We start from the raw sequence: 14,856 nt of genomic DNA, 5'->3' as shown, positions 1-14,856 counted from the left end.
ATCCCAAACCAAGGGTCAAAATCTGGTTGCCATGCATGATATTAACCTCCTAATGACGTTTTGTGTGGATTTGATCCTTCTATAATCAAATCCACACAAAACGTCGAGGAACCACAAATATGTATTGCTGCTTTTAGGTTTCGCCATCCCTGCAGGCCTTTCTGGATGGCGGAAGGAGCGGGATTGGCCTTTCTTTTCTCCCGTCACACCGGGGCTGCGGGGGGCTGCGATCGGCCTGCGGGACCGTATTTCCCATCTATCGATATATCTTCCTTTTGTCATCTCTTTTAAAATCGGCCGCTCCCAGGGCCGTTTTGCCTTTCCATTCAGAACGTGTCGGTGGTTTTCCCCTGGAGTTTCCACCTGGTTTCAAGAAGAGGAACATTGAGGCAGGTGGAGGAGAGGGGAAAGGTCCTTCCTGTTTTTATGTTGAAATCGTTAAATAAAAAGGCTATATTTTATCAATTACGCAGTTTGCTCCAACTCAACAACCCCGGATTCCGAGGCCGATGAACGTCCAATCCGCAAATGCCCTTTTGCCTTTGCCCTTCGCGGCGTCCCCTGTAACCGCCGTAGAGCAGGGTGGCCTCAACGAATTTCTGCGGGAGGATCGCTCACGCGGCAACATCCGTTTCATGGGATACAGCTCGAGAACGAGAACGGTTGAAAGCCGTTATGGGCCGTCCGGAAAGATCCTCCAACCTCCCATCCCCAGGGGAGGACTGGTAGATATCTGGGTATAGTGAATCCCCTGGGGTCATCTCCTAATCCCACTTCATAAGACTACGTTTTTGTAACATCTCCCTTTGACACGCAAAGAGCCAATCCTCAAGCTTGATCATTTCCCTTCTTGCCGATTCCAGGAATTTCAAGGCCAACGTGCGGCGTCCTGTGGCGGGATCCCTTTCGACCCTCTGCACAATGGCCTCCTGAATATATATCCTGGCCCCTCCCAGCCCCTTTGGGCAGGAAATGGTGATCCCGTGGATGTGATCACCCGGTGAAAGCCTGTCTCCCTTGGGTGTCCCGGGGAATGGGCAGATCAGGGCACCGCCCGCACTCAGATCGATCATGGAATATTTCCGGAAGGCCCCGTTCCGCTCGAAGGTTAAGTGGGTCCCAACAGGGGGGGAAAGCCGGAAGTGTGTCCTCCTCTGGATCCTTTCCATTACGGCGGGGATCCTTAGCCTGTAATTCTCTCCATCGTCCCCCTCCAGGGTGGAGCGGAAGGCGTAAGGGATTCGTTCCGGCCCCAGGAACTCGAGGTAGACCCTTCTCCCCTTTGGATTCTTCAGCCTCTCCTTGAAGCCGATCGGAAAATCAATGGTGAAAAAGGGCTCTTCCTGGTCCGGGTTTACGCCCGTGACAATGGTCAATCCTTCGTGACCCTCTTCGAGAAGGCGGATATTTACAGGGGTCCGGTGTCTCTTCATATACTCGATGAGGTAGAGGATCTTTTTCCCGAAAATGTTGTCTTTCCTGTGCATGAATCCAGAGATCGAAGGGTGGAAGAGTTTTTCTGTGTTCGAGAACCCCTGAGAGTAAGCGGCCGATACTGGTGTACTATCCTTTCCCGAGATAATTTTATTTCTGGAATAATGCAATGCCCATGCCACCCTGAGGCTTTTCGGGTGTTCACTCCGGATGGGTTCGGTTCACGGGGGAGGTTGTTTTTTGCCCGCCAGTCGATGAAGGGAAAGGACGAGGAGAAAACCTACAAGGGCCAGGCCGACGGCATAGGCCACTTCGGAATCCCAGTGGGGAGGGAGGATGTTTCCTTGGGAGAAAAGGATGGTTTTTCCGTGGGGATCCGTCATGGTGGAAAGGGTCTTTTTCCAGGGCCAAACCTTTCGAAGGGAGCCGAGCATGAAGCCTGTAAGGACGGCCAGGGTGGGATTTCGGTGTTTTTTGAGAAGCCAGTTTAAAAGACGGACAAAGGTGACGAGGCCGGTCGCAGCCCCCATCCCTACCAGTACGAGGGTCAGGAGGTCCCGGTGATTAACGGCCCGGAGAATGTACTCGTATTTTCCCAGGAGGACCAGGATGAAGGATCCGGAGATGCCGGGCAATATCATTGCGCAGATGGCTATGGATCCGCTGAGGAACAGGAACCAGGGGGTATCCGGGGTGGATACGGGGATCATTCCAACCAGCCGGTAGGCCCCGGTCGCCCCCAGTAACATCCAAAGCACCTGAGCGGAACGCCAGGAATCAAGGTGCCCCGCTACGGTCCATGCCGATGCCAGGACCAGCCCGAAAAAGAAGGACCATATCAGGGTTGGATGGGTGAGGAGCAGCCAGGCCAGGATCTTGGCCAGGGTGAACACGGCGGTTAGGATCCCCGCGCCGAGCACGAGGAGAAACTTCCAGCCCGTATGGGCCAGGGCCTCGCCGGGTCTCCTGGAGAAGAGCAGCCGGATGAAGCGGAGATCGAAGGTGCGGATGGATTTCAGTAATTCCTCGTAGATACCCGTAATGAAGGCGATGGTCCCACCCGAAACACCGGGGACCACATCGGCGGCACCCATGCAGAAACCTTTCAGCCCAAGAAGGAAATAGGTCCGGAAGGTTCGGCGTGAAGGGGTTTGTACCTGTTTTTTCATGTTTCCTGGTGTTCTTTCCTTAAAAGATCGAAGATCGTCTTGACGGGGTTGAAGGTGGTGATGGGGACCTCGACGAAGACTGTGTTCCAGAAGGCCATGGCCCCGTTCCAGAGGCCGGGAAGCTCCAGGGCCTTCAATTCACGACCGCCCGAGGACTTGATGGAAATGAACCCGGTTTCAGGATCCCGGTATCTCTCGAGATTGAAGGGCCTTCCCTTCCAGTCCCGCAATGCGCAGACCAGGTCCACGGGATTGAAGTGTGTGGATGATTCCCACACCGAACGCTGGGTCGGAGAAGACATATCCACTTGGGAGGATTCGACGATTTGAAGAGACTGGCTCCCGTCGGGATGGTTCACCCAGAAAGGGCCTCCTCCCGGTTCACCCTCGTTTTTGACCATCCCGCAAACCCTTAAGGGCCTGTTCAGGCGGTCGAAAAGGAATCGGATTTTCTCCAACTTCCCCTTGGCCGCAAGGTCCCTGGGTGGTGTGATGGATAGACGGTTCCTGGCAAACTCGAACATCTCGTCGAGTTCCTTGTCTCCGATTCCGCCTGATTGCAATTTTTCCATGCACTTGAAAACGGTGTCTTGGACCTCGACAAGGAGCGCCCCCAGGGCCCTTTTGTACAAGATGGTGTCTCCCTTCAGCCTGTCCGGGACCACGTTGTCGATGTTCTTGATAAAGACAATGTCTCCTTGAAGCTCACCGAGGTTCTTTAGCAGCGCCCCATGGCCCCCGGGGCGGAAAAGCAAGCGGCCGGCATCGTCCCGGAATGGACGATTTTCCAGGTCAACGGCGATGGTGTCAGTCGATGGGTGCTGGAAAGAGAAGCCGATCTCGAACCGCTGCCCGGACTTCTCGTGACGGGATCGGACGCTTTCAAGGTGGTTTCGAACGGATGATTCGTGTTGCGGTGATACCGTGAAATGGACCCGGGCGGTCTTTTCTGCATCACAGGCGTAAGCCCCGGCCTCCACCAGGTGTTCCTCGAAAGGGGTCCGGGAATAGCCGTCGTAACGGTGGAAGGGAATGAGCCCCTTTGGAATGGAGGCCAGGTTGAGCCCCTTGGAAGTCAGGACATAGTCGAGAATGGTTTTATAATCTCCTTCCCGGGTCAAGGCCTCTGGATCGAGGCCGTCCGCGGCCATGGCGGATGCCAGTTGTTCGTAAAAAGGAAAGGATTTCAGCCGGCCGATGAACTCCCGGAGGGCTGTGACATCCGGATCTTCTTTTCCTCCCTCCGGGAGGGAATGGATGGAAGGAAGCTCTTCATAGCGGTTTCTTGCCGAAAGGAGGGCCTTGAACATCCGGCTTGCCGCTCCGGAGGCCGGGACGAATTTCATGACCCTTCCGGTCCGGGTGGTCCCGGAAAAGTCCTCCGCCAGCCTTTCGATTTCAGCCCCGGATAAGACCTGGATGCCGTCTCCTATGGTGCAGGGTCTGGCCAGGTCGGAAAAGGAAAATCCTTTCTCAAAACGCTCCAATTGTTCCAGGACCACCTCGAGGGTCATGCCCCTTTCCTCGATCTGCCGGAGATCTTGTTCACTGAATCCGTGATGCGGCATTTTTCCTCTCCATGGAATGGGGTTGATGGAAAATCGGGGCCGAGAATCCAGGGGCCCGGGTCTTCTCAAGTCGTTTCGTGGAGCATAAAGAAAAAGGGGGAGGGTGTCAACGAAACTGCCCATGTGAAAGACCGGAGAGATGTCTCCCCGGGTCATGCCATATCTCCTGTCTTCTCGGGGATTCTTCATGTTGGAGGACAGGCCCATAAGGAGGAAAAAAAGGTTGTTTATTGGTGGATAATGTCTTAAAGATTGAAAACTTGGAATCAGTTCCTCAAAAAATGTGGGTCTCCCCCCTCTCTACCGCCTGGTAGGCGGATCCTGCCTTGTGCAGGCACTAAACGGGAAGGGAAGAGAAGAGGCCGCAAGAAATTCAGGAAAGGTTTAATGCTATCGTCCTTTGAGAGCGACGGACCTAGGATATACAGCGTAAGCGCCCTTACCGAGGAGATTAGGGGGCTTCTTGAAGACCGCTTCGACTTCCTTTGGGTGGAGGGAGAAGTGTCCAACTTCAGGGTGCCTGCCTCCGGGCATTTTTACATGGTGCTCAAGGATGATCGGGCCCAGATTCGGGCCGTCATGTTCCGCCCCCGGGTTAGGAGTTTGAAATTCAGGCCGGAAGACGGCATGAAGGTCCTCTGCAACGGGCGGCTGGCCGTGTATCCCCCAAGGGGGGAGTATCAGATCATCCTGGATTATCTCGAACCCCTGGGGGTGGGTGCCCTTGCCCTGGCCTTCGAGCAACTGAAAAGAAAACTGGCCGCCCAGGGGCTCTTTGACCCTGAGAAAAAGAAACCCTTGCCTTTCCTGCCCCAAAAAGTGGCGGTGATCACTTCTCCTACGGGGGCCGCCATCCGGGACTTCTTGAAAGTCATCCACCGGCGCTTCGCCAACATCGAGGTCATCCTGGTCCCCACGAGAGTCCAAGGTGAAGGAGCGGCGGAGGAGATCATCCAGGCCCTTCGGTTGGCCAACAGGGAGCCGGACGTGGACGTGATCGTACTCACAAGGGGCGGGGGTTCGCTGGAAGACCTCTGGGCCTTCAACGACGAGGCCCTGGCCCATGCCATCCGGGCCTCGCGTATTCCCGTTGTCTCCGCGGTCGGTCACGAAATCGACGTGACCATCAGCGACTTGGCGGCCGATTACCGGGCCCCGACACCCTCGGCGGCGGCTGAGATCCTGGTGCGGGAAAAAGAGGCTCTCCGGGACCGGATCAGCATCCTTTCCACGCGCATGGAAAGGGCCTTAATGACCCGCCTTCAACACTGGAAACAGCAACTGGCCTTGCTTCGAAAAGGGCTTGTGGACCCGAGGAGGGCCCTTGGGGAGTCCTGGTTACACCTTGACGATCTCGTCCTCAGGTTGACCCGTAACATGAGTTCCCTTTTAAAGGAGAGGCGAAACAAGTTGATCTCCGAGCAGCGCACCCTCCTGCTCACTTCTCCTGCGAATCTCTGCAGGGCCCACCGTGAAAGGCTCGAATACCGTAAGCTTTCCCTCGAAAACTTTATGGAGAGACGATTGGAGGCCTGTGGAAAGGCCTTTTCGCTCTTGGAGGAGAAGATCAAGGCCCTCAACCCTTACTCCGTACTAAAAAGGGGATACAGCATCACCCGCACCTTGCCCGGGAAGGAGATCCTGCGGGAAGCGACGCGGGTGGCCCCCGAGGACCGGGTGGAAGTGCTTTTGGCCGAGGGGGCTATTGAGTGTAGCGTTGAGAAGGTTTTCAAGGGGGACGGGAACTCATGAACCTAAGGAGAATCGGTATAATTTTGAAGGGGTGGTTTCTTGTTACCGCTGCCCTCTGCATAATGGCCTCCAGGATTTCGGCCGCTCCCTATCGATCAGAATTAAAGGTGTTTCTTTCCCCGGATCGCATCCCGCAAGGAGGTCTGGGACTTCTCAGGATCAAGGAGATGGAGTTCGGGGTGGCGCCGGAGGTCTTATGGCGCGGGAATATTGTCACTCTCGTGCCTGACCCTGAAAAGGGGGAATGGGTCGGCCTCATCGGTGTGGACCTTGGGGCCGATCCCGGCGAATATACCTTGCGGGTAGTGGAGGCCGACCGGAAAAGATTGCTCAAGGTTGTCGTGGTTTCCAAGGATTACGGGGTACGCAGGCTGACCCTCCCCAAGAAAATGGTGGAACTGGATCCCCAAACCCTTGAAAGGGTTAAAAAAGAGACCCGGGTCATGAGGCGGATCTGGTCCGCGCCTCCCTCCGAACCCCTTTGGAGGGGCGGGTTTGTCCGGCCCGTTCCCGGAAAGGTGGTCGGTCCTTTTGGAAAGAGAAGCATCCTGAACGGCCGTCCCCGGTCCCCCCACTCCGGGGTGGATTTTCGAGGGGCCTTGGGGACTCCTGTCAGGGCCGCGAACCATGGCAGGGTGGTGTTGACGGCGGAGCACTTTTTCAGCGGTCGGTCCGTGGTCATTGACCACGGAGGAGGAATATTGAGCATGTACTTCCATCTCCGGGACATTACCGTCGGGGAGACGGATTTCGTCCATAAGGGAGAGGTGATCGGGCACGTGGGAAGCACCGGACGGGCCACCGGGCCTCATCTTCACTGGGGTGTCCGGGTGGGCGGCGCCCGCGTGGATCCCCTGCTTCTCCTGAAATTGGGCAGGGAATTGGAGGAGTAGATGGCTTCAAAGAAATTCGACGAACTTATGTCCCGTCTCGAGGAGATCGTGGAGAGCCTCGAGGAGGGCAGCCTTCCTCTGGAGGAATCTCTCAAGCTTTTCGAGGAGGGGATGAAACTTGTTGGAACCTGCTCGAAGAAGCTGGAAGAAGCAGAGAAGAAGGTTACCATGCTGGTCAAGGAAGGGACCGAGGGGTATACCAGGAAGCCCTTTGAGGTGGACGAGGAGGAAGAGGGGTGAAGACGGATCTCAAACAATACCTTTCCCGGAAAAGAGAGATGGTGGATGAGGCCCTCCGGGAAGTCTTCCCACCGGCCTCGGATCCCTCCAGGGATTTAGTGGAGGCCATGAATTACAGCCTCTTTGCAGGGGGAAAAAGACTGCGACCTGTTCTTTGCATGGCAGGGGCCGAGGCCGTAGGTGGAGAAGCCCGGTCCGTGCTTCCGGTGGCCTGTGGGCTGGAACTGATTCACACCTATTCTTTGATCCATGACGACCTGCCCGTGATGGACGATGACGACATGCGAAGGGGAAAACCCACCAGTCACAAGGTGTTCGGAGAAGCCGTAGCACTTCTTGCAGGGGATGGACTCCTGACGGAGGCCTTTCACACCATGACCCTCCCGGGGCCTTCGGGGATCCCGGACCCCGAAGCCCTTTTGAAGGTGGTCGGTCTCGTGGCTGAGGCCGCCGGATACCGGGGGATGGTCGGGGGGCAGGTGGCGGATATCCAATCCGAAGGGCTGGAAGTGGATCCTCCCCTCCTGGAATACATACACACCCACAAGACGGGTGCCCTGATCACGGTGTCGGTCGTATCTGGCGCTATCTTGGGCGGCGGGAGCGAGGAGCAGGTGCGGGCCGTCACCGGGTACGGAAAAAAGATCGGTCTTGCCTTTCAGATCGCGGATGATATCTTGGACATCGAGGGGGACAGCCACGAGCTGGGCAAAACGACCGGATCGGATGAGAAGAAAAAGAAGATCACCTACCCTGCGGTATTCGGCCTGGAACGATCCAAGGAAATCCAGCGGGGCCTGGTCCGGGATGCGATCAAGGCCCTTGACTCTTTTGACCAAAAGGCCGATCCTTTGAGGGAAATCGCGGCCTATGTCATTGAAAGGAGGAGGTGAAACAAGCAGGAGCCCGGAAAGGGCTCGGAGGTGACGTCTTCGTGAAAGGTTCGACTTTTACTCCGGACTTGATGCTCTCCGTTGAGATGGGGAACTTCCCGGGTTATGTATTTCTGATTGCCCTTCAACCGAAATCATGATGCGTACCTTCGGGAGTCGTTCACCGGATGACTCTCTGCATTCTCAGTTATGGGTAACGGAGAAACCACCAGCATTTTGAAGCAAATCGACAGCCCGGCGGACCTCAAGGACTTGGACCTTAAGGACCTGGAGAGATTGGCCAAGGAGATCCGCCGGGAGATCATCGAGACCGTGTCCAGAAACGGGGGACACCTGGCCCCGAGCCTCGGGGTGGTGGAACTCACCATCGCCCTTCATTACGTCTTCGACGCCCCGAAGGACAAGATCATCTGGGACGTGGGGCACCAGGCTTACACCCACAAACTGGTAACGGGCAGGAGGGAACGGTTCCGGACCCTGAGGACCTATGGCGGTATCAGCGGCTTCCCGAAGCGGTCCGAGAGCCCTTACGACACCTTTGATACGGGCCACAGCAGCACCTCCATCTCGGCCGGGCTGGGGATCAGCACGGCCAAGGCCCTGAAGGGAGAAAAGGCGAAGGTCATTGCGGTGATCGGTGACGGTTCCCTTACCGGGGGCATGGCCTTCGAGGGCTTGAACCAGGCGGGGGATACGGAAAAAGACCTCATCGTGGTGCTGAACGACAACGCCATGTCCATCGCCCCCAACGTGGGGGCCCTTTCTTCCTTCGTGAGCCGAAAATTGACGGGCCGGCGGGTTGTTCAGTTCAAAAAGGAGATCATGGACCGCCTCAAGTCTATTCCGGGGGTGGGGGACAACATTCTCAACCTGGTTCGAAAGAGTGAAGATTCCTTTATCTCCTTCTTTACGCCCGGTATGCTTTTTGAGGCCTTCAAGTTCCGTTACATCGGCCCGATCCAGGGGCACCGTCTGGACCGGCTCATAGAGGCCTTTGAGAACACCCTGCACCTCGACGGCCCCGTGCTCGTCCATGTGCTGACCGTAAAGGGTAAGGGCTATCCTCCGGCCGAGAAAGATCCCGCCCACTTTCACGGGGTGGGGAGTTTCGAGATCTCAACCGGATCCCCCCCCAAGCCCCCGACACCGAAACCCCCGACCTACACGGAGGTTTTCGGAAACACCATGATAGAGCTGGGCGAAAGAGATCCTCGCATCTTCGCCATCACGGCGGCCATGCCCGAAGGAACGGGCTTGAACCGATTCGGGGAGACCTTTCCGGATCGGTTTCTGGACGTAGGGATTGCGGAACAACATGCGGTCACCTTTGCGGCCGGGCTGGCGACGGAGGGTCTTCGGCCCGTCGTCGCAATCTATTCCACCTTTCTCCAGCGCGCCTTCGACCAGATCATCCATGATGTTTGCCTTCCCGGCCTCCCCGTAGTCTTCTGCCTGGATCGCGGCGGGCTGGTAGGGGAAGACGGTCCCACCCATCACGGTCATTTGGATATCACTTACCTGAGAAGTCTGCCAGGGATGACCCTCATGGCCCCCAAGGATGAAAACGAACTCCGTCACATGCTCTATACCGCCCTGAAACAGCCCGGGCCCGTGGCCATCCGTTATCCCCGGGGAAGGGGCTACGGTGTCGCCCTGGAGAAGGAGTTCAGGGAAATCCCCATCGGGGAGGCTGAGTTCTTAAGGGAAGGGACCGATCTTCTTTTCCTGGCCTTGGGCAGCATGGTTTTGCCTGCCCTTGAAGCGGCCGAGGCCATGGAAAGGGAGGGAATTTCCGTGGGCGTGGTGAACACCCGCTTCGTCAAACCCATGGACAGGAGGTTGATCGATGCAGCCCGGGAGGTCCGGGGAATCCTGACCCTGGAAGAAAACGTCCGGCAAGGGGGATTCGGGAGCGCGGTCCTCGAACTCTTAAACGACGCCGGAATCACGAAACTCCCGGTGTGGAGGATCGGTCTTCCAGACTCCTTCATCGAACACGGTCCGGTCCAGGTGCTGAAGGAAAAATACGGGTTGGACTCCGCGGGCATTCTCAAGGAGGCCAGAGATTTCTGGGGGCAAATCACGAAGTGAAAAGATCCGGCTGGATCTGTTGCTTGTGGAAAGGGGGCTGGCGGAGAGCCGGGAGAAGGCGAAACGCATGATCATGGCCGGACTCGTTGAGGTGGACGGCCTGAGGGTTGATAAGCCCGGGCATACGACACAGCTTTCTTCCTCCCTGGTCCTTAAGGAGCCCCATCCTCCTTATGTAAGCCGCGGCGGGTTGAAACTCGAGGCTGCCTTGAAGGCCTTTTCCGTTGATGTCCAGGGGAAGGTCCTCCTGGATGTCGGGGCATCCACGGGCGGTTTCACCGATTGCCTGCTCCAGCATGGGGCGAAGAGGGTGATCGCCCTGGATGTCGGGTACGGGCAGCTCCACTGGAAACTCCGGCAGGATCCCCGGGTACGGGTCCTGGAAAGAAGCAACGCCCGCTACCTGAGACCGGAGGATTTGGGGGAACGGGTGGAGGGGGCGGTCATCGATGTTTCCTTTATATCCCTGAAGCTCGTGGTTCCCCCGGTTTCGGCCTGCCTCGGGGAAAACTCCTTTATTATCGCCCTGATCAAGCCCCAGTTCGAGGTGGGGAAGGGAAAGGTCGGAAAGGGTGGAGTCGTCAGGGACCCTGAACTCCACCGGCAGGTCCTGGCGGACTTGGAGCAGTTTTTTCACGGAGGCGGGCTGGTCCGTAGGCGAGCCCATTCCATCTCCTATCCTCGGCCCCAAGGGTAATCGGGAATTCCTAGTCTACCTCGAAAAATAGACAGACCTATCCTTCCTGGGAACGAACCCGTGAGACCTTTGAAAAATGCCCCCTTTTGCCCAATCTCTGCGTCAGGCTCAAATTTTAATCCTCGAAATACTTCAATGTATTCCTGCGGTTAAAATTTTCGCCTTCCTTGACCCTTGGACAAAGTTGAACATTTTTCAAAGGTCTCCCCGTGTCGTTCCAGTCCCGACGGATTGACAAAAGGATGATATTTCCCTGCGGCTCTTTTTATCTCCCGCGCTTGGAAGCCTTCAAGGGGTTGATCTTGTTGTTCTTGACGCCCTTGGAAGTCTTAACGTGGGTGGCCATGTTGCAGGTTCCGAATCGCCACTTGATGGCGGGATCGGGAAAATTCGCGCAGAATTTTCCGGTGGGGAGATCCAGGATCCTCTGGCATCCTTCACATTGCTCAACTATAGTATGACAGGATCCTCCGTTAAATCGACACCCTTCCTTGCCCATGAAGGTGCATTCCATCCCTTGTTTTACCGTTGCACAAACCATGGCTATCACATCCTTTCTCTTTTTTTGATTTAAAACCGGGCAGGCTTATGCCCCATGAAACCCCGTTTGTCAAGGATAAAAAGGGGACAAATTCCTAAAAAAGGCGGAAAATGCGGGCAAAGCCCTGCCGCCCCGCGGAGATTTTCAGGAGGGCCGGCGGGCCACGGGGGACCCGGAAAGGAGATATCCGTCAAGGCTCCTGAATTGCGATGGGGGCTTCAATCCTGGGTCCGGAGGGACAACCCCAGCTCTTCGAGCTGGCGGGAGTCCACCCGGGAGGGGGCATCGGTCAGGGGACAGGTGGCGCTTGCCGTTTTGGGGAAGGCGATGACATCCCGGATGGAGTCCACTCCCGCCAGAATGGCCACGAGCCGGTCGAAACCCAGAGCAATGCCGGCGTGGGGAGGCGCTCCATATTTAAGGGCCTCGAGGAAGAACCCGAATTTAAGCCGGGCCTCTTCAGGAGAGATCCCCAGGTTTCTGAAGACCTCTTCCTGGACCGCCAGATTGTGGATCCTGACGCTTCCCCCGCCGATTTCACTTCCGTTTAGCACGATGTCGTAGGCCCGGGCCCGCACCCTTCCTGGGTCTTCCTCCAGGTAGGACAGGTCCTCGTCCAGGGGTGCCGTAAAGGGATGGTGAACGGCCACCCAGCGCCCTTCCTCTTCGTCGTATTCAAGGAGGGGAAATCGGGTCACCCAAAGGAGCGACGGATCCGATCCCTGGATCAGGTCCTGCCGCCGGGCCACTTCCAGCCTCAAGGCCCCCAGGACCCGGTTGACGATGGCAGGCTGGTCCGAAACCAGGAGGAACAGGTCTCCGGGCTCCCCTTCCATCCTGCGGTTCATTTCGGTTTTGATCTCCTCCCCGAAGAATTTATCGAGGCTCGACTGCCACCCGTCTTCTTTGATCTTGATCCAGGAGAGTCCCTTGCCACCGAGATCAACCGCCGAACGGCCTAGTTCGTCAAGGACCTTCCGGGAAAAGGCTGCGGCGCCCCCCTTGACATTTATGGCCTTGACCACGCCCCCTGATGCGATTACGTTCTTGAATACCCGGAACTCCGATCGGCCCGCAAGGTCGGTGATCTCGCGAAGCTCCAGGCCGAATCTTAGATCTGGTCGGTCTGTGCCGAAACGGTCCATGGCCTCGCGGTATTCCATCCGGGGCAGGGGGAGAGAGAGGTCACGGTCCAGAACGTCGCGGAAAAGGGCCTGGAGCATCCCCTCCACGACCTCCATGACGCCCTCCTCGTTCGTGAAGGCCATTTCCATGTCCACCTGAGTGAATTCCGGCTGCCGATCCGCCCTCAGGTCCTCGTCCCTGAAGCAGCGAACGATCTGGTAATAACGGTCGAAGCCGCCGATCATCAAAAGCTGCTTGAAGAGTTGGGGGGATTGGGGGAGGGCGTAAAACATGCCCCGGTTGACCCGGCTGGGGACCAGGTAGTCCCTGGCACCCTCGGGCGTGCTTTTGGTCAGGAACGGGGTCTCCACCTCGATGAATCCCCTTTCGTTGAGGTGAGTCCGGATGCATGCGGCCATGCGATGGCGCTTCCGGAAGGTCTCGAAGACCCGGTGCCTCCTAAGTTCCAGGTACCGGTATTTCAGCCGGAGGACCTCCGAGCCGTCCACCATGCCGTCCACCTGGAAGGGCGGGGTCTCGGTCCGGTTCAGGATCTTGAGCTCCCGGACCTTCACCTCGACGGCCCCGGTGGGAAGGGCCGGGTTCTCCTGCCCCTCTAGCCGTGGAGTAACGATTCCCTTGACCGCTATGACCCATTCATTTCTGAGGACATGGGCCCTGCGGTGGCTCTCGGGGTCCTCCTGTGGGTCGAAAACGATCTGGGTGAGGCCTTCTCTGTCCCGAAGGTCGATAAAGATAAGGTTTCCAAGGTCCCTCCGGCTGTTGACCCATCCCATCAGGAGGGCCTCCTGACCGATGTTTTCCGAGCGCAGACTCCCGCAGTCGTGGGTCCGTTTCCAGTCTTCGAGCCTGTCAATGCTATCTATAGTTGTTATCTCCATCATTTCCTCATTTCTTCTTGCCGGGCACAAAAAAACCGGCCCTCAAAAGGCTGGCGTGAAACCCTTTCCCGCCGGGGGACCGGGGGATGAAAAAATCCTTTCAAGGAGCAGCTGAATCATCCGGGCCCTTGGCTTCCCGCGGTGACCCGATCCTCGCCTCCAGTTGTTTGACCGGATCGTCCAGTTCGATCTCTTCCTGGACCTTGGTGTTCATGTCCCTCAGGATGCCTTTTCCGCTTTCCAATTCGTTGTCCCCCACGATAAAGACCTTCCCGGCCCCCATCCGGTCCGCCCTCTTCATCTGGGCCTTCAGGCCCTTTGGGGCGTATTCCATCTCGACCCACAGCCCGGACCGCCTCAAGGCGTTGGCCCATTGGAACACTTTCTTTTCCGCCCTCTCCCCCAGGCCGATCATGAAAAGATCGGGACCGTGGCTCACAGGTTTACGGTCTTCTTCCAGCAGGGTGATGAGTCTTTCCATCCCGATGGCGAAGCCGATGCCGGGATGATCCGGACCCCCGATTTCTTTGACCAGCCCGTCGTACCGGCCTCCTCCTGTAACGGCATTTTGTGCTCCCAGTCGGTCCGTCTGGATTTCGAAAGTGGTCCGATTGTAATAGTCCAGGCCGCGAACCAGTTTGTGATCGATCTCAAAGGGAACCCGGGATTCTTTTAAGTAATCCTGGAGTCCTTGGAAATGCGACCCGCACTCATCGCATATGAAATCAAGAATAGACGGGGCCCCGGAGACCACTTCCCTGCATTTTTCGAGCTTGCAGTCAAAGACACGAAGGGGATTCGTCTCCACTCGGCGGCGGCAGTCTGTACAGAGATCCGGGGTCCTTTCGGCCAGGTACTTCCTGAGTTCGTCCCTGAATTGGCCGCGGCATCCGCGGCATCCCAGTGTGTTTATATGAAGCGTTAGATTCCTCAAGCCTAAAGATTCGAACAGGAACACGGCCATGACGATGAGATCCGCATCGGAGCGGGGGCCCGGGTCCCCGAATATCTCCACGTCGATTTGGTGGAATTGCCTGAAACGACCCTTCTGGGGGCGTTCGCGCCTGAACATCGGGCCGATGGTATAAAGCTTCTGCACAGGATTTTGCAGATAGAGGCGATGTTGGACATAGGCCCGGACCAGGGAGGCTGTGGCCTCCGGGCGCAGGGTGATGCTCCCCCCTTTCCCGTCGGGGAAGGTGTACATCTCTTTGCTGACGATATCGGTGTCCTGTCCGATGCTGCGGCTGAAAAGCTCGGTCTTCTCCAGGAGGGGCGAGCGGATCTCCTGGAAGCCGTAAGAGACGAAAACGGCCCTGGCCCTTTGCTCAAGCCATCGCCAGGTCCCGGCCTCATCCGGCAGGATATCCTTGAAACCCTTCAGGGTCCTGAATTCCAAGTGTCGCGTTCTCCTTCCACTGCCTTTTGGAGGTCTTCTAGCAGAGCCCTTCCCCTCTCGTCAATACTTTTCCAGGGGGCTGGGTCGGATCATTCACCTTCGGTTTTTGTACCTTCCGGCCCTGTTGCGCGCTTTGCGCCTTGCATCTCCGG

General features: G+C 57.1%; 12 protein-coding genes and 1 pseudogene. 7 read left to right on the top strand and 6 right to left on the bottom strand.

The window, feature by feature from the left end:
- The first annotated feature begins 509 nt into the window (after positions 1 to 509).
- Entirely contained in the window at positions 510 to 743 is a 234-nt protein-coding gene (locus tag JRF57_14290) for a hypothetical protein (GenBank protein ID MBW2304868.1), read from the top strand.
- A gap of 21 nt (positions 744 to 764) precedes the next feature.
- On the opposite strand, the gene JRF57_14285 is transcribed toward JRF57_14290, so the two are convergent.
- The 3 genes from JRF57_14285 to JRF57_14275 all read right to left on the bottom strand — a co-directional run bounded on the left by JRF57_14285 (position 765) and on the right by JRF57_14275 (position 4,171).
- Entirely contained in the window at positions 765 to 1,487 is a 723-nt protein-coding gene (locus JRF57_14285; GenBank protein ID MBW2304867.1) for a hypothetical protein, read from the bottom strand.
- A gap of 168 nt (positions 1,488 to 1,655) precedes the next feature.
- On the bottom strand, positions 1,656 to 2,603 hold the full coding sequence (locus JRF57_14280) for a DUF368 domain-containing protein (GenBank protein MBW2304866.1): 948 nt from the start codon (positions 2,601 to 2,603) through the stop codon (positions 1,656 to 1,658).
- A complete protein-coding gene (locus tag JRF57_14275) occupies positions 2,600 to 4,171 on the bottom strand; it encodes a DUF4301 family protein (protein MBW2304865.1) in 1,572 nt (523 codons plus the stop codon). The genes JRF57_14280 and JRF57_14275 overlap by 4 nt, the downstream gene beginning before the upstream one ends.
- A 387-nt stretch (positions 4,172 to 4,558) precedes the next feature.
- Here JRF57_14275 and JRF57_14270 point away from each other — a divergent pair, with 387 nt between their 5' ends.
- The 6 genes and pseudogenes from JRF57_14270 to JRF57_14245 all read left to right on the top strand — a co-directional run bounded on the left by JRF57_14270 (position 4,559) and on the right by JRF57_14245 (position 10,768).
- The gene (locus JRF57_14270) at positions 4,559 to 5,923 is read left to right on the top strand and encodes an exodeoxyribonuclease VII large subunit (GenBank protein ID MBW2304864.1); all 1,365 of its coding nucleotides are present in this window, start codon (positions 4,559 to 4,561) and stop codon (positions 5,921 to 5,923) included.
- On the top strand, positions 5,920 to 6,816 hold the full coding sequence (locus tag JRF57_14265) for a peptidoglycan DD-metalloendopeptidase family protein (GenBank protein MBW2304863.1): 897 nt from the start codon (positions 5,920 to 5,922) through the stop codon (positions 6,814 to 6,816). The genes JRF57_14270 and JRF57_14265 overlap by 4 nt, the downstream gene beginning before the upstream one ends.
- Entirely contained in the window at positions 6,817 to 7,056 is a 240-nt protein-coding gene (gene xseB / locus JRF57_14260; protein MBW2304862.1) for an exodeoxyribonuclease VII small subunit, read from the top strand.
- Between the two features lie 38 nt (positions 7,057 to 7,094).
- Entirely contained in the window at positions 7,095 to 7,949 is an 855-nt protein-coding gene (locus tag JRF57_14255) for a polyprenyl synthetase family protein (protein ID MBW2304861.1), read from the top strand.
- Positions 7,950 to 8,138: 189 nt separating this feature from the next.
- The gene (locus JRF57_14250; protein ID MBW2304860.1) at positions 8,139 to 10,040 is read left to right on the top strand and encodes a 1-deoxy-D-xylulose-5-phosphate synthase; all 1,902 of its coding nucleotides are present in this window, start codon (positions 8,139 to 8,141) and stop codon (positions 10,038 to 10,040) included.
- Between the two features lie 19 nt (positions 10,041 to 10,059).
- Positions 10,060 to 10,768, top strand: a pseudogene (locus JRF57_14245) (TlyA family RNA methyltransferase).
- A 234-nt stretch (positions 10,769 to 11,002) separates the two neighbouring features.
- On the opposite strand, the gene JRF57_14240 reads toward JRF57_14245, so the two are convergent.
- The 3 genes from JRF57_14240 to JRF57_14230 form a co-directional block, all read right to left on the bottom strand.
- A complete protein-coding gene (locus JRF57_14240) occupies positions 11,003 to 11,278 on the bottom strand; it encodes a PxxKW family cysteine-rich protein (GenBank protein ID MBW2304859.1) in 276 nt (91 codons plus the stop codon).
- Positions 11,279 to 11,496: 218 nt separating this feature from the next.
- A complete protein-coding gene (gene aspS, locus JRF57_14235) occupies positions 11,497 to 13,305 on the bottom strand; it encodes an aspartate--tRNA ligase (protein MBW2304858.1) in 1,809 nt (602 codons plus the stop codon).
- A 100-nt stretch (positions 13,306 to 13,405) separates the two neighbouring features.
- Positions 13,406 to 14,704 carry a histidine--tRNA ligase gene (locus JRF57_14230; GenBank protein MBW2304857.1) on the bottom strand — a complete coding sequence of 433 codons (1,299 nt, stop codon included), beginning with the start codon at positions 14,702 to 14,704 and terminating at the stop codon, positions 13,406 to 13,408.
- Between the last annotated feature and the right edge of the window lie 152 nt (positions 14,705 to 14,856).

The organism is Deltaproteobacteria bacterium, from assembly GCA_019310525.1.
In the GTDB taxonomy this organism is placed as follows: Bacteria; Desulfobacterota; DSM-4660; order Desulfatiglandales; family HGW-15; genus JAFDEE01.
Note: the sequence above shows the minus strand (reverse complement) of the source record. Positions and strands in the feature narration are given on the sequence as shown.